The following is a 17,486-nucleotide window of genomic DNA, read 5'->3' on the forward strand; positions in this document are numbered from 1 at the left end:
ACGGGAAAAACGGAGCGGAGCGTTACAGCGCCGATTCGAGGCGGTCGATGAGTTCCGCGTTACCGATGTGCAGCGGCACTCGCTGGTGGAGTTCCTCCGGCGTCACGTCGAGAATCGATTGCTCGCCGTCGGAGGAGCGGCCACCGGCGGACTCGATGATGTACGCCATCGGGTTCCCCTCGAACTGGAGGCGGAGTTTTCCCTCGGGGCGCGATTCGAGGCCGGGGTAGGCGAACACGCCGCCGTAGGTCAGCACTTGGTTCACGTCGCCGATCATCGCGCCGCCGTAGCGCAGTTTGAGTTCGTCCTCGACGTCGCGGGCGTAGGCCGTGAACGCCTCGGGCCAGTCCGGGACGCGGCCGCCGAAGCCGTATACCGTGGGGTCGTCCGGGAGCGTGACGTCCTCGGTAACGACTCGTTGTTCGCCGTCCTCTATGACGAACTCCGTCACGGACCCGTCGCGGGCGACCATCATCGTCGTGATGGGTCCGAAGAGGACGAACGCCGACGCGACGAGGTCCGTTCCCTTCGCCGGGAGCGGCGCATCGTAGATTCCGACGATGGTCCCCATCGAGTTGTTCGATTTGAGGTTGGACGACCCGTCGAGGGGGTCGATGGCGACCGACAGTCCCTCGCCGCAATCGACGACGTGCTCGCGCTCCTCGCTGGCGAACTCGCCGACGCCCTCGATGGCGGTCAACTCGGCTTCGAGGTGCTCGTCGGCCCACACGTCCGCGGCCATCTGGATTTCCCCGCTGGGGTTCTCCTCGTCGGCCTTCCGACGGCGACCGGTGAGACCGCCACGGATTTCCGGCGCGGCGGCCGCGACGGTCGCGAGGATTGTATCAACCGTCTCCATCGTTAGAGCGCTTCGTCGGCCGTTGCGCCCTCGAAGATGACCTTTTCGAGCGCGTCGAGGATGCGCTCGGGGTCGTCACGCTGCCAGACGTTCCGTCCGACGGCGAGTCCGGAACCGCCAGCGTCCATTACGGCTTCGACGCTGGAGAGGAACTCGTAGTCGCTGGTCTTCGACCCACCGCTCATGACGACGGGCATGTCGGCGGCGGATTTGACGGCCCATTCCATCGACTCGCGCGTTCCGGGGTACTTGACCTTCGCCATGTCCGCGCCGATTTCGAGCGCGATTCGGGTCGCGTAGGCGATGACGCTCTCTTTGGTGTCGTTCTTGAGTCCCTGTCCGCGGGGGTACGACCACATGACGACGGGCATGTCGTATTCGCGGTGTGCCCGCTCCTGTATGTCGCGGAAGTCCTCGTACATGTCGCACTCGTGGTTCGAACCGGAGTAGACGGTGTAGCCGACGGCGTCCGCGCCGAGTTCGGCGGCGTAATCGACCGTCCAGTTCTGCGGCGAGTACGGTTCGCCCGTCCAGAGGTTGCTCGTCCCGTTGAGCTTGGCGAGCAGGTTCACGTCGTCGTCGTAGGAGGGGTAGTAGGTCTCGGCGATACCTTTCTGGACCGCGAGACAGGTCACCGCATCGTGCGTCGCGGTTTCGAAGATCTTCTCGGGGTTAAGCGTGTCCGGGACGGAACCGAAGTCGGCGGAGGGTCCGTGCTCCAGTCCGTGGTCCATTGCGAGAATGAGTGCTTTGCCGTCTCGCGTGACTTGCGAGTCAGTCAGCGGAATCATCGTCCCGAACTGCGCCCACGACGTATATGAGTGTACTGGTCGCGCGCAGAGCGGAATGCCCGTTTTCGGCCATCTCGGGAGTCCTATCGAGTATATTGAAGACTACAATAGTAGTAAATTCACAGCAATTCGTGGGCCGAGTCGCGCCATTTAGTAACTCGATTCCGGTCGAACGAAAGCGAGTCGGCGACGCGCTCCGGGTTGGCGATGGCGAGGCTTCGAACCGAGGTGATGCCCGCTTCCGCGAGTTCGTCCGCGAGGCGGTCGTCGATTTCCGGCACGTCGGTTACGGGGTCGGGGCTACTTCGGTCGCGCCACGCCGCCTCCTCCGCTTCAGCCTCGCCGCTCCCGTCCGTCGTGGCGGTTTCGGGCGTCTCACGCTCCCAGTCGCCGGAACTGGCGGCGATCCACGCCCGCTCTTCGTCCTGGAGGCCACGAACTTGCGTGGACCTGTCGGTCAGGTCGTTGCCGGATTCGAAGGACCACGACAGGGAGTGTTCGCGCCGCAGACGACCGGCGACGCCGGGATTGACGCCCGCTTCGCGGAGCATCTCGTAGGAGACGGTTCGGTTTTGGATGGCTTCGACGCCGAACGACGCGTCGTCGATAACCGCCGCCGTCGCTGGTCCGACGAATTTCACGTCCGTCGTTTCGGTCACGTCCGTTTTGCGTGTCTCGTTTTCCGTCACGGCCCTCACCGATTCATTTCTTTCTCCCACTCGCTCATCTTGAATGTTTCGCCACCCGACCTGTTCGAATCGTTACTGTGTCAACATATTTCTCCCTTCGCTTTCGTTCCGCTATCCTTACAACCGTTCCCGGAGCACTCGCCACCATGCGGACGCTTTCCGATATCGACAGCATCGGCGTAGTTGGCGCAGGTACCATGGGCAGCGGCATCGCGCAAGTCGCCGCCGCGAACGGGTTCGACGTGGTTATGCGCGACATCAAAGCGGAGTTCGTGGAAAACGGGTTCGACACCATCGAAGGGAGTCTCGACAGATTCGTCGGAAAGGAGAAGATGAGTCAGGAGGAGGCCGACGAGGTACTCGACCGAATCACGGGCACGACCGAACTCGACGACCTCGCGGACTGCGATTTCGTCGTCGAGGCCGCCGTCGAGAACATGGACATCAAACAGGACATCTTCGCGGAGTTGGACGAGGCGCTCCCCGAAGAGGTCGTGCTCGCCACGAACACCAGCACGCTCTCCATCACGACCATCGCCAGCGTGACCGACCGCGAGGAGCAAATCGTCGGTCTGCACTTCATGAACCCCGTTCCCATCATGAAGGGCGTCGAACTCGTCGTCGGCGAGAAGACGGACGACGACGTGGTGACGCTCGCCCACGACCTTGCGGAGGAACTCGGCAAGGAGACGTGGGAGTCCGACGACAAACCCGGCTTCGTCACCAACCGCATCCTCATGCCGTGGATCAACGAGGGCATCCGCGCCTACGACGAGGGCGTCGCCGACAAGGAGGACATCGACAAGGGAATGACGCTCGGAACGAACGTCCCGATGGGTCCGCTCACGCTCGCCGACCACATCGGACTCGACATCTGTCTCGACGCCAGCCAGACCCTGTTCGAGGAACTCGGCGACCGATACAAACCCGCCTACCTGCTGAAGCGCAAAGTGGACGCGGGCGACCTCGGCAAGAAGACGGGGAAGGGCTTCTACGAGTACTGAACGGCGACGAAAACTGAACGGCGACGGAAAATGTGGGCCTGGAACCCTACCGACCGTTTCTGGTGGCGTTCTCCGGCGGTTCAAACGTTCCTTCTGGCAGGACCTCGTTCACGGAGAGGTTCTCGTAGGTGAAGACGACCGTCGCGTTTTTGATGACCGCCCCGTCGTCCGACGTGGTTCCCTTCGTCGGTCGCCCGTTTTTGAGTTCGGCGAGCGTCCTCTCGAACGGTACCGGGTAGTCGGTCTTGCTCTTGACGAGCGCGCCCGATTCGGTGTCTATCCAGAACTGCGACGTGTACCACGAGGCGTTCTTCGGGTCTTTGGGATTGTCGAACTCGATGACGTACACTTCGTGACCGAGGACGGTCGTCGTACCGCGGTACGAAAGCGAGTCGTCCTCGAAGGCAGCCTCGAACTCGTTTCGCGCCTCGTAGATACCGCTGATGAAGTAGTGCTTCGGGCCGCCGCTACGTCGGTTACCCACGCGGTACGTGTCGTTGGCTCTATCGTAGGTGATGAAACTCGTCTCGTTCTCGATGACCGTTCTCGAACGCGGCGAGAAGTACTCCCGTCGCTGGAGCATCGCCCCATCGACGTACTTCTTCGTGGTGTCTATCTTGCGCGTCCGGGAGTACGTGCTTCCGTTCGAAAGGTGATACGTGCGCTTCTCCACTTCGACGGCGTGGTACGTGCTGATGTTCCGCTGTTTCGCGCGGATGTCGTCCACGACCTCGTGGGCCTTGGCGTCGCTGAACGACCCGGTTTGGGTCGTTTCGGTCGTCTTCGTCGGCGACCCCGAACCGGCACCGTTGCTCGGCGCTTGGCCGACACACCCGCTGATGGCGGCGAGCACGAGACAAACCGTGAGGAGGACGGGAATCCGGGACCGCATCAGCGTTCACCTGCCGATCGGTTCGATTTCGACCGCGCGGAAGTCGTTTGGGAGTCGATTCGTTCGGTTCGGAGAGGGCGGCGTTCTGTCATTTATTGCAAGAACAAAATATACAGCACAAAACCAGATAAGCCTGTCCGAAGATGTAGCTCTTCTGAAAGGAGTTCCCGTCTTGAGATTACCTCGTACCGGGGGCGAACTGATACCGATGGACGGCCGAAAATCAGGACAGGTGGAACGGCCGCTCGGAAATCGTTCGGCGCAAGTCGCCGAGAGCGTCGCGTTCGACGCCACCGGCGAGCGAGGAGATGAGAGCGTGCACTTCCTCGCGCGAGACCTTGATTCCCGCCCGGCGAAGCGCGTCCTCCGGGCGCTTTCGCACTTCGCGGAGCGTGCCGACTGCGAGGAGGTACGGAATCGTCCACGCGACGAGACGGTTGCCCCGTTCGCGCGGCATGCTCTCCAAATACGTCTGAGCGTCGTCGGTGAAACTGTGAGCGTGGTCGGCGGTTCGTTCGACGACGGCGGCAACGTCGTCGCTGTGTTCGGGGTCACAGAGGTCGTCCTGCGGAACGTCGGCGTCTTCGAGCCACGTCTCCGGCAGGTAGACGTTGTTCTCGTCGTGGTAATCGACGTACACGTCCTTGGTGACGTTGACGAGTTGCAGGAGGAGGGCGAACGACTCCGACGTTTCGCGGAGGCGGTTCGCTTGTGCTGAATCCGCGTCCCGGCAGACGAGGTTCGTGATGAGTTCGCCGACGGTTCCGGCGACGTAGTAGCAGTACTCCTCCAGTTCCGCGCGCGTCCCGATTCGAAGGCCGCCCTCGTCGGCGTGGCGTTCGACGAACATCGCCATCCCGCCGACGAGTTCCCGAACGGGCGGTCGAACAGCGTTCCGGACGGACGGGGAACACGCGTCGAACGTCGCCACGATTCGCGGCGCGTGTGCGACCACCGACCAGTCGGCGTCGTCGCCGTCGTCGTCCGGTATCCACTCGTCCACGTCCTCGCGGAACTCGTCTATCGTCGTCGAATCGGTCGGGTCGAGGACGGCGTCGTACTGGTAGAGCAGACGCGTCTGCTCGGCGGGCGGAATGTGGCCCGCGTCCTCGATGGTATCGGCGACACGACAGAGGAGATATCCGACACAGATGGCATCGGCCATCGGCGCATCGAGGAGGTCGATGGTGATGGCAAACGTCCGGGAGACGCCTTGAACGGCCTGGTGGCACCACTCAAGGTCTGCCTCGGAGGGCGTGTCGGCGGTCGCGGAGGTCGGTGGGTGGCTGTCCATTCTGTTACTGAACCTTCCGGCCTTTCGGGTTGAGACGCTAAAACCCCTTGGGCTTACCTCTCCGGTGTCACTGGAACGGCTAATCAGTTCCGACTCAGACCGAGCGGTCCGCGTTCGCGGTCCGAGTCGCAAGCGCCAAGTCTCGCCGCCGCGGACCCGAACACGAGAATGTACGAGGGCGTCCACGCCGTCCCGGATGGGGAGGGTACCGTCGCACGCTTCGCCGCCACGGCCGCCGACTACGGGTTCGACGGCATCGTCGTCCGCAACCACGGCGACTCCCGAGCCGAATTCGACGCCGAGCGGGTCAGCGACGCCTACGACGTGGACGTCGTTGACGGCCTCGAAATCCGCGCCGACAACCCGTCGCAGGCCAGCGGTCACGTCGGCAACTTCCGCCCGAAGACGACGATACTCCTGCTCCACGGTGGGACGAACAAACTCAACCGCTTCGCCGTCGAGGAGGAGCGCATCGACGTGCTGGCTCACCCGATGCGCGGCCGCGGCGATTTTAACCACGTGCTGGCGAAGGCCGCCGCCGAACACGGCGTCCGGGTGGAGTTCAACCTGTCGCGCATCCTCCGCGCCGACGGCGGGCCGCGGGTGCAGGCGATACAGGACCTCCGCAAACTGCGCGAACTGGTCGTCAAATACGGCGCGCCGTTCGTCGTCAGCGGCGACCCCACCTCGCACCTCCACCTCCGCGGTCCCCGCGAACTGAAAGCCGTCGGGGAAGTGGTTGGCTTCTCCCCCGAGCAAATCGAGGACGGGCTCCGGGAATGGGGTCGCCTCGCCGAGCGAAATCGGACGATTCGCTCCGACGATTTCATTGCCCCCGGCGTGAAACGTGGCCGGTATGAAGAAGACGATTGAGGAACACGCGAACCGATTTTCCGACATCGCGGGCGACTACGACGATTCACAGGACAGCGAGGAGTACCGCGCCTGCGTCTCGCTCGTCGTGGACCACGCGGACCCCGGAGCGAACGATACCGTCCTCGATTTGGGGACCGGAACGGGCGCAATCGCCCTCGCCCTCGCTCCCGGCGCAGAGCGCGTTATCGGCCGCGACATCAGCGAGGGGATGTTGGACGAAGCGCGAACGAAGGCCGAGGAAAACGGCATCGAGAACGTCGAGTTCGGCGAGGGACGGTTCCGGGACCCGAACGTGGACGGCGAGGTCGATATCGTCGTCTCCAACTTCGCCATGCACCACCTCTCCGACGAGGAGAAGCGCGAAGCAATCGAGGCCATCGCGGAACTCGGCCCGAGAAAGTTCGTCCTCGGCGACGTGATGTTCTTCGGCCTCCCCGACCCCGAGGAACCGTTCTACAGCCCCGAAGTGGACGACCCCTCGACCGTCGGACATCTGGCCGACGTGCTGACCGACAACGGATTCTCCCTGACCGCCGTCGAGCGGGTGCACGAACAGGTCGGCGTGCTGGTCGCCGAACGCACCTGAGGTCTCCGGAACCGGACTCGATTCTTACTACCCGACGCGAGAGCAGGCCATTCAAATCCACCGCCGCCCAACGTCCGTCAGAACCTCGAATGAAACACCTCCCGAAGCACATCCGGCCCCACTGGCGGTATCTCGCGGTCGGACTCGAAGCGTGGCCCGACGCGGACATCGACCGCCGGTCGTTCCAGCGGAGCATCTGGTTCGCCGCGCAGAACCTCCTCGGCGACGCCGGAAGCGCGGACGCGGACCTGACGGTGTTCTCCTTCGATTTCGAGGACGGAGACGGTGAGGCGCTGGTTCGGGTTCGTCGGGGGCACACGGACGAGGCTCGGGCGGTGCTGGCCTGCATCGACGACGTGCACGGCGATTCCGTCGGCGTGTTCGTCCGCGGTATAAGCGGGACGGTCCGAGGTTGTGAAGAAAAGTATTTAGGTCGCCAAAGGGAAGTTTCGGGCGAGAGAAGCGTCGTGTTCGCGGACGAAACCCGACCCGCCATCACACGTGATGGCGCGCTCGACATTCAGGTCGATGACTCGTTCGTAGGCGCGACGGAACTCGATTTCGAGTGATACTATGCAGGGACAAGCCCAACAGCAGGCGTACGACCGCGGGATTACGATCTTCTCCCCGGACGGCCGTCTCTACCAAGTCGAATATGCACGGGAGGCCGTCAAACGAGGGAGCGCCAGCATCGGTGTCCGAACCGAGGGCGGCGTCGTCCTCGCGGTGGACAAACACACGCGGTCGCCGCTCATGGAGCAGACCAGCGTCGAAAAGCTCCACAAGGCGGACGACCACATCGGTATCGCCAGCGCGGGCCACGTCGCCGACGCCCGCCAGCTCATCGACTTCGCGCGTCGCCAGTCCCAGATCAACCGACTGCGCTACGGCGAACCCATCGGCGTCGAGACGCTGACGAAGGAAGTCACCGACCACATCCAGCAGTACACGCAGGTCGGCGGCGCGCGACCGTTCGGCGTCGCGCTCATCATCGGCGGCATCGAGAACGGCGAACCGCGCCTCTACGAGACCGACCCGTCCGGGACGCCGTACGAATGGAAAGCGCTCGCGGTCGGCGCGGACCGCGGCGAGATTCAGGACTACCTCGAATCGAACTACAGCGAGGGAATGGACCTCGACGGCGGTATCGACCTCGCCCTGAGCGGCCTCGGAACGGTCAACGACGACCAACTCTCGGCGGATGGCGTCGGCCTCGCCACCGTCGATGTCGAAAGCGAACGCTTCCGAATGCTCGACGACGAGGAAGTCGAGAGCTACCTCGACGAACTCGACCTCCTCGAATCCGAGGACGAAGACGAGCCGGAAGAGTAATTTCGACGTTTTTCTCGGGAAACATCTTTTAGGTGGGCGCGTTTACCTTCGGGTATGATATCACTCGACGAGGCGGTGACGGCGCGTCTGGAATCGCACGGTGCTCGCTTCGAAGTGCTCGTAGACCCGGATGCGGCGCTCGCCATGAAACGCGGCGACTTCGACGGCGACATCGAGGACGTCATCGCCGCCGAGGACGTGTTCGAGAACGCGAGCCGAGGGGACCGACCGGCCGAGGAGGATTTGGAGACCGTCTTCGAGACGACGGACCCGCTCGAAATCATCCCCGAAGTGGTCGAACGCGGTGAGATTCAGATCACGGCCGAGCAGCGCAGGGAGATGCAGGAACAGAAGCACAAACAACTGGTCAACCGCATCACGCGCAACGCGGTCAACCCGCAGATGGACAACGCGCCCCACCCGCCGGAGCGCATCGAGAACGCGCTGGAGCAGGCCGGCTTCTCGGTGGACCCGATGGAACCCGTCGACCAGCAGGTGGACGACGCGCTCGACGCGCTCCGTCCGGTCATCCCGATTCGGTTCGACGAGGTGACCATCGCGGTGCAGGTGCCCGCGAACTACGCCGGGAGCGCACAGGCCCGAATCCGACAGTTCGGCGATTTGGAGCGCGAGGAGTGGCAGAACGACGGGTCGTGGGTCGGCGTGATGACGTTCCCCGCCGGGATGCAAAACGAGTTCTACGACCTCGTGAACGAACACACGAGCGGCGAGGCGGAAACGCGCATCGTCAAGGACGAAGACGACCTTCAGACGCGGTAACTCGCTCCGCCACGACCGGTTTCGTTTTTCGATAGCGCGGGCGACTCGGCGAACACAGTCTTTTGCGGAGTCGTCGTGTATTCGGGACGATGGAGGTTCCAGAACGGCGGTCGCGGCTGGGCTGGTGGCTGCTCGCAATCGCGTTGGCGCTGGCGCTCGCGTTCGTCGCCTACGCCTTCGTCGGCACGCTCGTCCTCGGGTTGTTCGTCTACTACGGGTCGCGCCCGGTCTACCGGCGGGTAACGACGCGACTCGAATCCGAAACGCTCGCGGCGGCGGCCACGCTGTTTCTGCTCTCCCTCCCGGCGCTGTTCCTCGTCGGCTACACGGTCGCCGTCGGCGTCCGGGAACTCAGCGCGTTCACCGGGACGGGCATCGAAACCTACTACTCGCGGCTGATTCCCGGTTCGACCGACGTTCCGGGGGTGCTCTCACATCCGCAACGACTCGTCGGGTCCGACCTCGGAACCGCTTGGAGCGATTTCACGACCGCGGCGAAATCGGTCGGCATCATCTCTCGAAGCCTGCTCACGCTGTTTCTCTCCATCTCGTTCGCCTTCTTCGCGCTCCGCGACGACGACCGACTGGCGGCGTGGTTCCGCGGCGAGATGGGCGAGGACAGCGCCGTCGTCGCCTATCTCACGGCGGTGGACGAGGACCTCGCCATCGTGTACTTCGGGAACGTCCTCACCGTCCTGCTCGTCGGCGTGGCGGCGACGGTCCTCTACAACGGGTTCGCCGCCATCGCTCCCGGTGCGGTGTCGTTTCCCATCCCCACCGTGTTCGCCCTGTTGACGGGGGTGGCGACGTTCGTCCCCATCGTCGTCGGAAAGCTGGTGTACGTCCCGCTCACGCTCTACTTCGTCTGGCAGGCGCTTCGGGTGAACACCCGTCTCCTCTGGTTTCCGGCGGTCTTCTTCGTCGTCTCGTTGCTGCTGTTGGACCTCCTGCCACAGACGGTCGTCCGGCCCTACATCTCGGGTCGGACGACCCACACGGGACTGGTGATGTTCGCGTACATCCTCGGCGGCGTCCTCTTCGGCTGGTACGGCATCTTCCTCGGGCCGCTAGTGTTGGTGTTCGTCGTGCAGTTCGCCGACATCGTGTTCGGCGACTTGGTGCACGGGCGGCGAATCACGCCGTCCTCGTCGCTCTCCATCGGGTCGAATCCGCCGGAAGAAAAGTAACCTCGTCGAGGAGCGAACTACGCGTTCACTCGAATCTCGTCGTCGGTGACGGACGACACCATCTCTTCCTGCAGCGGGTAGGTGTCCTCGTCCCGGTCGCCCCACCCGAGTTTCGATTTCACCTTGTCGGTGACACCCGGGTTCGGGTCGACATGGGCGGTGCCGTGCTGTACGTCGGCGACGATACCGACTTCATCGCCCGATTCGTCCACGACTTTCTTCCCCTCGTCGTCGTCGGTTATCTCTGTTACCATCGCGTTCGTACACTCGTCGCTTTTGCTGGTACCAATCGTGGTTGCCCACGCAGGGGGCTTATGAGAATCAGCCGTCGTCGGGGAGCAACGGATGCTCGTCCGGCGCGCGAGCGAGTTGTCGCTGGGCGGCGTCCCACTCCTCGAAGTAGCCGTAGTCGGTCATCGTGGACATGCCCGCGAGGGCGGCCCGGAGACTCAGGCCGACGAGCGGAATGTCGGCGACCGTGATGATGACGTCCGCTTGCAAAATAACGCCGTCTCTGAGTATCACGTCGAGCAGGTCCACGACGGCGTGGTCGTCCTTCGTCGGCTTCATGCGTCCAACTCCGGTGCGAACGAGTAGGGCGGCCACGGCCCCGTGAATCTGATTTCGACGCCCGGTTCCGCCGCCACGTCGTCCAGCACGCGCCCGATTTCGTCCTCGTTCTCCTCGTGAGCCAAGAAGGCGACCTGCACGACTTCCTCGTTCGTCTCCGACCCGAGCACGTCCCCCGTCGAATCCATCGTCTCGAACGCCGAGACGAGCGGGTCGAGGTCGTCCCGAAGTCGGTTCGTCAGGTCATCCTTTCGCGCCTGTCGGAGGTCGCGGAGGCGGTTGTCGTACTGCTTTTCGAGCAGGAACGCCGTTCCCTCGGTCGCGTCGTCGATTCGCTCGCGCAAGTCGGTCAACTCCGCGTCGTTCGATTCGAGTTCGTCTCGAACTCGGTCGTCGTCCCACGCGACGCCGACGCGGTACTCCCAATGGCCCGCCAACTCGTCCAGATGGGACGCGAGCGTCTCGGACTGGTCCGCGAGCCACGCCGACACAGCGTCGTCGTCGCCCTTGAGAATCGTGTCGAAGCGGAACGGGAGCGGGGTGCCAAACGCCTCTCCGGCGGCGTCCACGACCGATTGGTGGGTCAGCAGCCACTCCCGAACCGTCCCGAGGTCGTCCGAGTCGAACGGCGAATCACAGGGCTGGACGACCGCCCCCAAATCGCCGTGTTCGACGACGGAAACGGAGTCGCCCTCGATTCCGACTTCCGAAAACTCGATGTCGTCATCGGCCCCCCCGTCGGCGCTCTCGACGACGCAGTAGAGGTACCGACCCTCCTCGAAAGTCGGTTCAGCCACCGAATCCCTCCAGACCCGGTTCGCGGTTCGCCATATCGACCAGCGCGTCCGAAATCAGGTCGTCCAAATCGCCGCGGAGGTTGTCGACCCCTTCTTCGATGCCTTCTGATTCTTTCAATCGCTCCAGTTCGTCCTCGATGGCCGCCAACTGCGCCCCGAGTCGTTCGATTTCTTCCGGCGAGAGGTCGTCCTGTTCCATCCGCCGGACCGCCTCGCGCTCCATGGCTTCGACGAGCAATTCGACGACGGTGATGACGAGCGCGACCAGTCCCTTTCCGGCGTCGTCGCCGTCCACTTCAATCGCCGTCATGCTCCGCCTCCGCCGTCTGGGTCTCTTCGTCGGTGTCTTCTCCCATCTTCGATTCCGTCTGCTCTTCGCTTCTCTCGTCCGCTTCCGCCTCCTCCTCGCTTCTCTCGTTCGACTCGGCGTCTGCTTCCGACTCCTCGTACTCGTCGTCGGGGTCGACGCCGACGGTCACTGTTTCCGACTCTGGCAGTTCCTCGACGTTCGCGGCCTCCTCGACGCGCTGCATGTCGGTGCCCTCCGGGAATTCGAGGCCGTACTGTGCGGCCGTCTCGAACGACGCGATGGCGGCCCGGAGTTTCACGCCGAGCAGTTCCGTCTCGCCCACCGTCACCACGATATCGGCGTTGATGACGACACCCTTGTCGAGGAGGAGTTCCAACATCTCCGCGAGGTCGGACTGGCTTCGGGTGGGACCGGTTTCACCCATCGTCTTCCTCCTCGAATCGGTCGCCGTAGATTCGTTTCGACCCGCCGCCGGACGAGTGCCACCCGCTCTTCGGTACCGTCGAGTAGCGCGCGACGCCGCCCATGTCCGACCGAGACCCCGCCATCGTGGAGTACGCGGACGGGTTATCGGACGACGGCTGTCCCGCGCCGCCCATCGACTCGTTCTCCTCTTTGACCTCCTGCAGGTCGTTTCGGGTGTCCATGAGTTGCTCGCGGAACTCGTCCACGCTCTCTTGCAACTGGTTCCGTAGTTTCGATTCGTACAGTTCGGACTGCACCTCGCTTTTGAGGTCGCCGTCCATCATGCCGTCTCCGTCGCCGTCCCCGTCCGAATCGCCGACCCCGACGTCTTCGAGCGCGTCGGTGAACTCGTCGCTCTCGTTCCACAGACTTCGGACGTCGGTGGACGACCACAGTTCGCGGAACTCGACGGCGCGTATCAGGCTTCGAACGTCGATGAGTTCCCCCGGGTCGCCCTCGTCAACGGCGTCCGGGGTGTCCTCCAACTCGATGACGTCCGGGAGTTCGGACAGTTCGACGACCTCGGGAACGTCGGTGAGGTCGAGTTCGTCGAGTACGTCCTCGCCCTCGTCCAGCACGTCCCAGAGTTTTTGCGCTTCGCGCGAGACGTCCTCGAACGAGTCGGCCGCCTCGAACGCCGCCGTCAGCCCGTCGAGTCCCGACCGCACGTCCTCGGTGAACGCGTCGATTCGGTCGCTATCCATCGGGCACCCCCCGACCGATGCGCAGTTCGAGGATGTAGTTGTTGTACGATGCGTTCGTGACTCGCGCGGCTTCCCAGTCGAGGGCGAGTCGTTTTATCGGCCGTTCGCCCTCGCGGACCTCCACGGTACCCGTCTCGGCGTCGAACGTGACCCCGAGGTCGTCCTTCGAAACGCCGGGGAGGTCGATTGTGACGACGAGTTCGCCGTCCTCCTCCCGAGTGTTCGTCAGGTATCTCTGTTGCTGCCGTCGGGACTGGCTCCGTTGCTTTCGAGGGGCACCCGATTCGATTGAGCCGATGGAGATTCCGTAGTTGATTCTCCCCCGTGGCGTGTCGCGGCCGCCAGTGTGTGCGCGTGTCGTGTCGTCGTCCGAGAGTTCGTTGGCCAGTCTGACCAGCCGTTCGATGAGTCCCATTATCGTTTCACCTCGACTTTCCCGTTTCGCAGCCGTTCGTGGGCCGTCTCCGCGACGTCGAGTCGTGTTTCGAGGGTCGCTTTCCGCTCTTCGTACTCCTCGTCCGACAACTCGCCGAGTTCGTACAGCAGGTGCGTCTCCTTGAGTTCGTCCTGAATGCCCGCGACGTCGTACATCTCGTCCACCGCCAGCGAGTGAAGCACGTCCACCATCGACACCAGCGGTTTGAACAGCAGGTCATCGACGATGATCATCGCTGGGCTCCGACGTGGATGTCCACGAAGTTGTACGGTGCCCACGGTCCCGTAAACTGGACGGTCAACTCGTCGTACTCGTCGCGTATCTCCCCAACTTTCGCCGCGAACGCCTCGCGGTCCTCGGTCGCCACGAGGTACGACCGGTTGAGGACGAGGCGGTCGCTGAACAGGTCGTCCTCCGTCTCGCTCTCGGCGACGGCCGCGAGTCGTTCGCTCACGTCCTCCCGAATCTCGTCGCGCGGCAACTCGTCGTCCTCCCCGGCCACGAGTTTGACGCCGAGTTCGACGTGTCCATCGACCTCGTTGAGCGCCTTCCTGAACGCGCGGCGTGCGCCTCTGAGGACGCTCTTCAGGGTTCGGTTGTCCTTGAACGCCATGCCGAACTGCATCGGCACCACGGCGTCCACATCGTCACGTTCGAGGACGTCCCGAAGTACCTCGTCGTGCGTCTTGCTATCCTCGTCGGTTCGCTCGGGGTCGGTCGTGTCGATGTCCGAGACGACGGCGGAGAGCGACCGGTACGTTACCGTGTACACCCGGTCGGCGTCACCGACGGTTTCAGTGTCGAACTCGAAATCGTTCTTCTCGACGACCCCGTAGACGTATCGGTTCGAACTCATCGTTTCATGGAGACGGTGCTCCTACGACTGGCAACCGACGTGACGTGCGTTAATAAGTCGTGTGGCGGAAAATGCAAGCATGCGCCGCTTTTGCCCCGTTTCGGCGGGTTGCTTGCGGCCCGACCGCTATTCGAAACGGGGCCGCGGTCGTCACTGGGCGGCTTTTCGCTGGTCGAGTTCGTCCATCAGGTCGTTGGCCAGCGCTTCGAGGTCCTCGTTCGAGAGTTGGTCGAGTTCGATTCCGTCCTCGGAATCGGTCTCCTCGTCGGCGTCCTCGGCATCGCTCTTTCCCTGCCGATTTTCGGATTCCTCCTCCGACGCCTGTTTTTCTTCCGTTTCCTCTTGGTCCGTCGATGCCCCGTTTTCATCGCTGGACCGTTCGTCCTCGGCCACCGACTCCTCGTCTCCGCCTTCGCTCGCCGTCCGTTCGTCGTCCTCGCTTTCGCTCCCGCCGATGCCGCTCGCGGTGGCGATTATCTCCGTCGCCTCCTCCTTGCTCACTTCGAAGGCGTCCTGCACGCGCTCTCGGACCAGTCGTTCGCGTGCCTCTTCTTCCCCGTCCGTCTCTTCACCCTCCGATTCGGCTTCGCCGTTCCCCTCGAAACGGGCTTCCAGGCGATTTCCGAGCGACGCGCCGACCGTTCGCCCGACCACCATCCCGAGGCCGCACCCGACGAGACGCCCGAGGTCACGACCGACGGTTCCCCCGTTTTCGGCTTCCAGTTCGGTGAGTTCGTCCACTAACTCTTCGACGGTCAGCTCCTCACCCACGTTCTGTTCGACCAGCTTTCGTACCGTTCCTGTTTCATCTTCGGTCATGTCGTCCCCCATTCAGCGGTCCTCCGTGGAGAATATCTCGCTCTGCGTTTCGACGCTTCCGCGGCGGTACCGCCCCGCACGGCCGTAGCCGTGGACGGTCCCGTCCAGTTCGAGGCTGATGACGTATCGCCCGAGGATGTCCTGCGTATCCGGCACCGCGGTCCGCTCGACAACCTCGGCGACGACCCGCCAGCCGTCGTCGTCCTGTTCCCCGACTTCGACGATTCCGTCGAGCGGCGACCCGATGAGGTCCCCGGCGATGGCCCGTCCGATGTCCCTCGCATCGTAGAGGCCGATGTCGCCGTCGGAATCGATTATCTCGCCCACATCGACCGTTTCGGCTGTCCCGGTTTGGCCCGACGAGCCGTCATCTCCTCCCCCCGCGACCGCCGCGGACAACCGGTCTACAACGTCGTCGAACTCGTCCGTCTCGGAGTCGTTCGTTGAGTCGGTCATCGTTCCCCGGAAGCGAGTCGTGACCGAGTACCATAGTTCGTTTGCCTGCAAAAGCGGCGCCGAGTTTGAACCGACGGAATGCTCATCAACCGGCTCGATCGTCTTCGGAGCGAATTTCGTGGATAACGGTCGTTCGGTCGCTCTCGACTTCTATATTCGATTCTGTAATCTTGAAATATATAATAAACTTTAATAACTTACAGGAATTATTTTATCCGGAGGTGAGAACAATGCTTGGATTTAACCTTTGGGACGACTGCGCTCCCGCTGGAATCAGCTGGGCCTGCTAAGGGATGGGTACCGGCAAACCGCCGGACTCCCGAACCGTATCGTTGATTTGACACTCGGTAGTGGGGCACTGCTACCAACTGTGGTTTTTTCGTGAGGGGGGAAAGAGGGATTTCTGACGACACATCGGACACGGATAGCGGACCTCGTGTTTCCGGGACGATGGCCAACGTGACGGTCGTTCGCTCGTCCTTTTCGAGCGGCGTTCCTCCTTCTCCCGTTAAAAGTAACTTGCAGAGGCGGCCCGAACGGTGAAATATCGTCCACCTACACTACCCAAGAGAGGGATTCGGTTCCCCCGAACAACTATGGTACAAGCAGAACCAAACTCGTCGAGTCTTGCGGACGTTCTGGACCGCATCCTCGACAAAGGAGTCGTCATCGACGTGTGGGCTCGCATCTCCGTGGTCGGCATCGAGGTGCTCACCGTCGAGGCGCGCGTCGTGGTCGCATCGGTCGATACCTTCCTCCACTACGCAAAGGAGATGGCGAAGTTAGAACGAGCATCCTCGGAGGACGAAATCGACTTCGAGCAGGTCGAGGTCGCGTCCCCCGAGGCCAGTACGTCATAAGAACGGCGTAAAACACCATGTCCGAAGCAGACCAGTGTCGGGCGCTCACCGGGGACGGCGAGCGGTGCGCACACCCGGCACAGGACGACGGATTTTGCCACCAGCACGGCCCGAACGACGAAACGATAGACGACGCCGACGAGGACGCCTCTGAAAACGAGAGCGAGACGAGAGACGACCGGGAGGGAGACGAAAACGTGAGCGAGGATTCCGACGACGAGAAAGCGGCAGGTAACGGTGAGTTCGACGTGATGGACGTCCGCGAGACGGTCGAGGACGTCGCCGACGATTTGGTCGGGCACCCGCTCGACGGAATCATCGAAATAACGGACGACGGCGACGGCTGGGAGGTCGTCGTCGAAATGGTAGAACGGAGCGCGATACCTGACACCCAAGACATCCTCGGACAGTATGCGATTTCGCTTTCCGAGTCGGGTGACGTGAGCGGGTACCGCCTCAGGGAACGATACCGCCGGGGGGATAGTCAGGAGTGGTGAGCTATCCCTTTCGGAAGCCGATCATGAATCCGCCGATGAATCCGGCGCTCACGGAGAGCGTCGAGAGCAGCGTCGTCAGCCACGACGGCGGCGTCCCGTTTCCGGCGGCTTGACCGGTTTTCAACAGTCCAGCCGAGAGTTTCTCCCAGTCTACCGTTAGTATCCCGCGCGATTCGAGGAACTTGAACAGGGCGAGTTCGAGGCCGACGATCACCGCGATGAGTTTCGCGACTTTCTTCGCGGCGAACCCGATGATGCCGCCGATGACGGCACCGCTTCCCAGTTGGAGTCCGAGTTGTTGAGGGTCTATCCCGACTTGCATCGTCACACCCAGAACACTGATAGGTTAAATTTCTTGTGGTTTTGAACGAATACCAAACGAGAAGACGGCGGAAACGGCGGCCGATTCGATGGTCTCGTCCCGTC

At 62.9% G+C, this 17,486-nt stretch carries 26 protein-coding genes; 9 read left to right on the top strand and 17 right to left on the bottom strand.

Going from position 1 to position 17,486, the window contains the following annotated elements; genetic code table 11:
- Positions 1-22 precede the first annotated feature (22 nt).
- The 3 genes from OPC11_RS00335 to OPC11_RS00345 all read right to left on the bottom strand — a co-directional run bounded on the left by OPC11_RS00335 (position 23) and on the right by OPC11_RS00345 (position 2,348).
- Positions 23-859 (bottom strand): class 1 fructose-bisphosphatase, encoded by an 837-nt coding sequence (locus OPC11_RS00335; protein ID WP_264780668.1) that lies wholly within the window; start codon positions 857-859, stop codon positions 23-25.
- A 2-nt stretch (positions 860-861) separates the two neighbouring features.
- Entirely contained in the window at positions 862-1,650 is a 789-nt protein-coding gene (locus tag OPC11_RS00340) for a class I fructose-bisphosphate aldolase (RefSeq protein WP_007982709.1), read from the bottom strand.
- Between the two features lie 119 nt (positions 1,651-1,769).
- The gene (locus OPC11_RS00345) at positions 1,770-2,348 is read right to left on the bottom strand and encodes a helix-hairpin-helix domain-containing protein (protein ID WP_264780669.1); all 579 of its coding nucleotides are present in this window, start codon (positions 2,346-2,348) and stop codon (positions 1,770-1,772) included.
- Between the two features lie 137 nt (positions 2,349-2,485).
- Here OPC11_RS00345 and OPC11_RS00350 point away from each other — a divergent pair, with 137 nt between their 5' ends.
- Entirely contained in the window at positions 2,486-3,343 is an 858-nt protein-coding gene (locus OPC11_RS00350; RefSeq protein ID WP_264780670.1) for a 3-hydroxyacyl-CoA dehydrogenase NAD-binding domain-containing protein, read from the top strand.
- Between the two features lie 46 nt (positions 3,344-3,389).
- Here OPC11_RS00350 and OPC11_RS00355 read toward each other — a convergent pair whose 3' ends face one another.
- On the bottom strand, positions 3,390-4,235 hold the full coding sequence (locus OPC11_RS00355; RefSeq protein ID WP_264780671.1) for a hypothetical protein: 846 nt from the start codon (positions 4,233-4,235) through the stop codon (positions 3,390-3,392).
- A 223-nt stretch (positions 4,236-4,458) separates the two neighbouring features.
- Entirely contained in the window at positions 4,459-5,529 is a 1,071-nt protein-coding gene (locus OPC11_RS00360) for a phytoene/squalene synthase family protein (RefSeq protein WP_264780672.1), read from the bottom strand.
- Between the two features lie 168 nt (positions 5,530-5,697).
- Here OPC11_RS00360 and OPC11_RS00365 point away from each other — a divergent pair, with 168 nt between their 5' ends.
- From OPC11_RS00365 to OPC11_RS00390, 6 genes are all read left to right on the top strand, one after another.
- A complete protein-coding gene (locus tag OPC11_RS00365; RefSeq protein WP_007982700.1) occupies positions 5,698-6,402 on the top strand; it encodes an RNase P subunit p30 family protein in 705 nt (234 codons plus the stop codon).
- Positions 6,386-6,991, top strand: coding sequence for a class I SAM-dependent methyltransferase (locus OPC11_RS00370; protein ID WP_264780673.1), 606 nt, complete (start codon positions 6,386-6,388; stop codon positions 6,989-6,991). Before OPC11_RS00365 ends, OPC11_RS00370 begins: the two co-directional genes overlap by 17 nt.
- Before the next feature lie 89 nt (positions 6,992-7,080).
- The gene (locus tag OPC11_RS00375; protein ID WP_264780674.1) at positions 7,081-7,560 is read left to right on the top strand and encodes an Rpp14/Pop5 family protein; all 480 of its coding nucleotides are present in this window, start codon (positions 7,081-7,083) and stop codon (positions 7,558-7,560) included.
- A gap of 4 nt (positions 7,561-7,564) precedes the next feature.
- Positions 7,565-8,323 carry an archaeal proteasome endopeptidase complex subunit alpha gene (gene psmA / locus OPC11_RS00380; protein WP_007982693.1) on the top strand — a complete coding sequence of 253 codons (759 nt, stop codon included), beginning with the start codon at positions 7,565-7,567 and terminating at the stop codon, positions 8,321-8,323.
- Positions 8,324-8,377: 54 nt separating this feature from the next.
- A complete protein-coding gene (locus tag OPC11_RS00385; protein WP_007982691.1) occupies positions 8,378-9,103 on the top strand; it encodes a ribosome assembly factor SBDS in 726 nt (241 codons plus the stop codon).
- Between the two features lie 89 nt (positions 9,104-9,192).
- Positions 9,193-10,290, top strand: a complete 1,098-nt coding sequence (locus OPC11_RS00390; protein ID WP_264780675.1) for an AI-2E family transporter — start codon at positions 9,193-9,195, stop codon at positions 10,288-10,290.
- 17 nt (positions 10,291-10,307) lie between these two features.
- Here the strand turns inward: OPC11_RS00390 and OPC11_RS00395 are convergent, their stop codons facing one another.
- The 11 genes from OPC11_RS00395 to OPC11_RS00445 all read right to left on the bottom strand — a co-directional run bounded on the left by OPC11_RS00395 (position 10,308) and on the right by OPC11_RS00445 (position 15,703).
- Entirely contained in the window at positions 10,308-10,544 is a 237-nt protein-coding gene (locus OPC11_RS00395) for a hypothetical protein (RefSeq protein WP_007982686.1), read from the bottom strand.
- Positions 10,545-10,611: 67 nt separating this feature from the next.
- Positions 10,612-10,860: a gas vesicle protein gene (locus OPC11_RS00400; RefSeq protein ID WP_264780676.1), complete on the bottom strand. Its 249-nt coding sequence runs from the start codon at positions 10,858-10,860 to the stop codon at positions 10,612-10,614.
- Positions 10,857-11,657, bottom strand: a complete 801-nt coding sequence (gvpL, locus tag OPC11_RS00405; protein WP_264780677.1) for a gas vesicle protein GvpL — start codon at positions 11,655-11,657, stop codon at positions 10,857-10,859. The genes OPC11_RS00400 and gvpL overlap by 4 nt, the downstream gene beginning before the upstream one ends.
- Complete coding sequence (locus tag OPC11_RS00410; protein ID WP_007982681.1) at positions 11,650-11,967, bottom strand: gas vesicle protein K; 318 nt, start codon at positions 11,965-11,967, stop codon at positions 11,650-11,652. Before OPC11_RS00410 ends, gvpL begins: the two co-directional genes overlap by 8 nt.
- Positions 11,954-12,391: a gas vesicle protein GvpJ gene (gene gvpJ, locus OPC11_RS00415; RefSeq protein ID WP_264780678.1), complete on the bottom strand. Its 438-nt coding sequence runs from the start codon at positions 12,389-12,391 to the stop codon at positions 11,954-11,956. Before gvpJ (OPC11_RS00415) ends, OPC11_RS00410 begins: the two co-directional genes overlap by 14 nt.
- Positions 12,384-13,136, bottom strand: coding sequence for a hypothetical protein (locus tag OPC11_RS00420; protein ID WP_264780679.1), 753 nt, complete (start codon positions 13,134-13,136; stop codon positions 12,384-12,386). Before OPC11_RS00420 ends, gvpJ (OPC11_RS00415) begins: the two co-directional genes overlap by 8 nt.
- Positions 13,129-13,551 (bottom strand): gas vesicle protein GvpH, encoded by a 423-nt coding sequence (gvpH, locus tag OPC11_RS00425; protein WP_264780680.1) that lies wholly within the window; start codon positions 13,549-13,551, stop codon positions 13,129-13,131. The genes OPC11_RS00420 and gvpH overlap by 8 nt, the downstream gene beginning before the upstream one ends.
- Positions 13,551-13,805, bottom strand: a complete 255-nt coding sequence (gvpG, locus tag OPC11_RS00430; protein ID WP_069451067.1) for a gas vesicle protein GvpG — start codon at positions 13,803-13,805, stop codon at positions 13,551-13,553. Before gvpG ends, gvpH begins: the two co-directional genes overlap by 1 nt.
- The gene (locus tag OPC11_RS00435) at positions 13,802-14,428 is read right to left on the bottom strand and encodes a GvpL/GvpF family gas vesicle protein (RefSeq protein WP_264780681.1); all 627 of its coding nucleotides are present in this window, start codon (positions 14,426-14,428) and stop codon (positions 13,802-13,804) included. Before OPC11_RS00435 ends, gvpG begins: the two co-directional genes overlap by 4 nt.
- Before the next feature lie 150 nt (positions 14,429-14,578).
- Complete coding sequence (locus tag OPC11_RS00440; protein ID WP_264780682.1) at positions 14,579-15,259, bottom strand: hypothetical protein; 681 nt, start codon at positions 15,257-15,259, stop codon at positions 14,579-14,581.
- On the bottom strand, positions 15,260-15,703 hold the full coding sequence (locus OPC11_RS00445) for a gas vesicle protein (protein ID WP_264780683.1): 444 nt from the start codon (positions 15,701-15,703) through the stop codon (positions 15,260-15,262).
- A 596-nt stretch (positions 15,704-16,299) separates the two neighbouring features.
- On the opposite strand from OPC11_RS00445, the gene gvpJ (OPC11_RS00450) reads away from it, so the two are divergent.
- Both gvpJ (OPC11_RS00450) and gvpO read left to right on the top strand, forming a co-directional pair.
- Positions 16,300-16,563 (top strand): gas vesicle protein GvpJ, encoded by a 264-nt coding sequence (gene gvpJ / locus OPC11_RS00450; RefSeq protein WP_007982669.1) that lies wholly within the window; start codon positions 16,300-16,302, stop codon positions 16,561-16,563.
- A gap of 17 nt (positions 16,564-16,580) precedes the next feature.
- The gene (gene gvpO / locus OPC11_RS00455; protein ID WP_264780684.1) at positions 16,581-17,060 is read left to right on the top strand and encodes a gas vesicle protein GvpO, halophile-type; all 480 of its coding nucleotides are present in this window, start codon (positions 16,581-16,583) and stop codon (positions 17,058-17,060) included.
- Position 17,061: 1 nt separating this feature from the next.
- Here the strand turns inward: gvpO and OPC11_RS00460 are convergent, their stop codons facing one another.
- On the bottom strand, positions 17,062-17,382 hold the full coding sequence (locus OPC11_RS00460) for an FUN14 domain-containing protein (RefSeq protein WP_264780685.1): 321 nt from the start codon (positions 17,380-17,382) through the stop codon (positions 17,062-17,064).
- Positions 17,383-17,486 lie beyond the last annotated feature (104 nt).

Origin of the sequence: Haladaptatus sp. T7 (genome assembly GCF_026008575.1) — an archaeon.
In the GTDB taxonomy this organism is placed as follows: Archaea; Halobacteriota; Halobacteria; order Halobacteriales; family Haladaptataceae; genus Haladaptatus; species Haladaptatus paucihalophilus.

Bases quoted from the DNA above. Each gene is read 5' to 3' on its own strand.
- OPC11_RS00340 (WP_007982709.1), bottom strand. From the start codon at position 1,650: ATGATTCCGCTGACTGACTCGCAAGTCACGCGAGACGGCAAAGCACTC.
- OPC11_RS00395 (WP_007982686.1), bottom strand. From the start codon at position 10,544: ATGGTAACAGAGATAACCGACGACGACGAGGGGAAGAAAGTCGTGGAC.
- OPC11_RS00390 (WP_264780675.1), top strand. From the start codon at position 9,193: ATGGAGGTTCCAGAACGGCGGTCGCGGCTGGGCTGGTGGCTGCTCGCA.
- psmA (WP_007982693.1), top strand. From the start codon at position 7,565: ATGCAGGGACAAGCCCAACAGCAGGCGTACGACCGCGGGATTACGATC.
- gvpJ (WP_264780678.1), bottom strand. From the start codon at position 12,391: ATGGGTGAAACCGGTCCCACCCGAAGCCAGTCCGACCTCGCGGAGATG.
- OPC11_RS00440 (WP_264780682.1), bottom strand. From the start codon at position 15,259: ATGGGGGACGACATGACCGAAGATGAAACAGGAACGGTACGAAAGCTG.
- OPC11_RS00460 (WP_264780685.1), bottom strand. From the start codon at position 17,382: ATGCAAGTCGGGATAGACCCTCAACAACTCGGACTCCAACTGGGAAGC.
- OPC11_RS00370 (WP_264780673.1), top strand. From the start codon at position 6,386: ATGAAGAAGACGATTGAGGAACACGCGAACCGATTTTCCGACATCGCG.
- OPC11_RS00335 (WP_264780668.1), bottom strand. From the start codon at position 859: ATGGAGACGGTTGATACAATCCTCGCGACCGTCGCGGCCGCCGCGCCG.
- OPC11_RS00375 (WP_264780674.1), top strand. From the start codon at position 7,081: ATGAAACACCTCCCGAAGCACATCCGGCCCCACTGGCGGTATCTCGCG.
- OPC11_RS00360 (WP_264780672.1), bottom strand. From the start codon at position 5,529: ATGGACAGCCACCCACCGACCTCCGCGACCGCCGACACGCCCTCCGAG.
- OPC11_RS00410 (WP_007982681.1), bottom strand. From the start codon at position 11,967: ATGACGGCGATTGAAGTGGACGGCGACGACGCCGGAAAGGGACTGGTC.
- OPC11_RS00445 (WP_264780683.1), bottom strand. From the start codon at position 15,703: ATGACCGACTCAACGAACGACTCCGAGACGGACGAGTTCGACGACGTT.
- OPC11_RS00355 (WP_264780671.1), bottom strand. From the start codon at position 4,235: ATGCGGTCCCGGATTCCCGTCCTCCTCACGGTTTGTCTCGTGCTCGCC.
- gvpO (WP_264780684.1), top strand. From the start codon at position 16,581: ATGTCCGAAGCAGACCAGTGTCGGGCGCTCACCGGGGACGGCGAGCGG.
- OPC11_RS00400 (WP_264780676.1), bottom strand. From the start codon at position 10,860: ATGAAGCCGACGAAGGACGACCACGCCGTCGTGGACCTGCTCGACGTG.
- gvpG (WP_069451067.1), bottom strand. From the start codon at position 13,805: ATGATCATCGTCGATGACCTGCTGTTCAAACCGCTGGTGTCGATGGTG.
- OPC11_RS00420 (WP_264780679.1), bottom strand. From the start codon at position 13,136: ATGGATAGCGACCGAATCGACGCGTTCACCGAGGACGTGCGGTCGGGA.
- OPC11_RS00385 (WP_007982691.1), top strand. From the start codon at position 8,378: ATGATATCACTCGACGAGGCGGTGACGGCGCGTCTGGAATCGCACGGT.
- gvpH (WP_264780680.1), bottom strand. From the start codon at position 13,551: ATGGGACTCATCGAACGGCTGGTCAGACTGGCCAACGAACTCTCGGAC.
- OPC11_RS00365 (WP_007982700.1), top strand. From the start codon at position 5,698: ATGTACGAGGGCGTCCACGCCGTCCCGGATGGGGAGGGTACCGTCGCA.
- OPC11_RS00350 (WP_264780670.1), top strand. From the start codon at position 2,486: ATGCGGACGCTTTCCGATATCGACAGCATCGGCGTAGTTGGCGCAGGT.
- gvpJ (WP_007982669.1), top strand. From the start codon at position 16,300: ATGGTACAAGCAGAACCAAACTCGTCGAGTCTTGCGGACGTTCTGGAC.
- OPC11_RS00435 (WP_264780681.1), bottom strand. From the start codon at position 14,428: ATGAGTTCGAACCGATACGTCTACGGGGTCGTCGAGAAGAACGATTTC.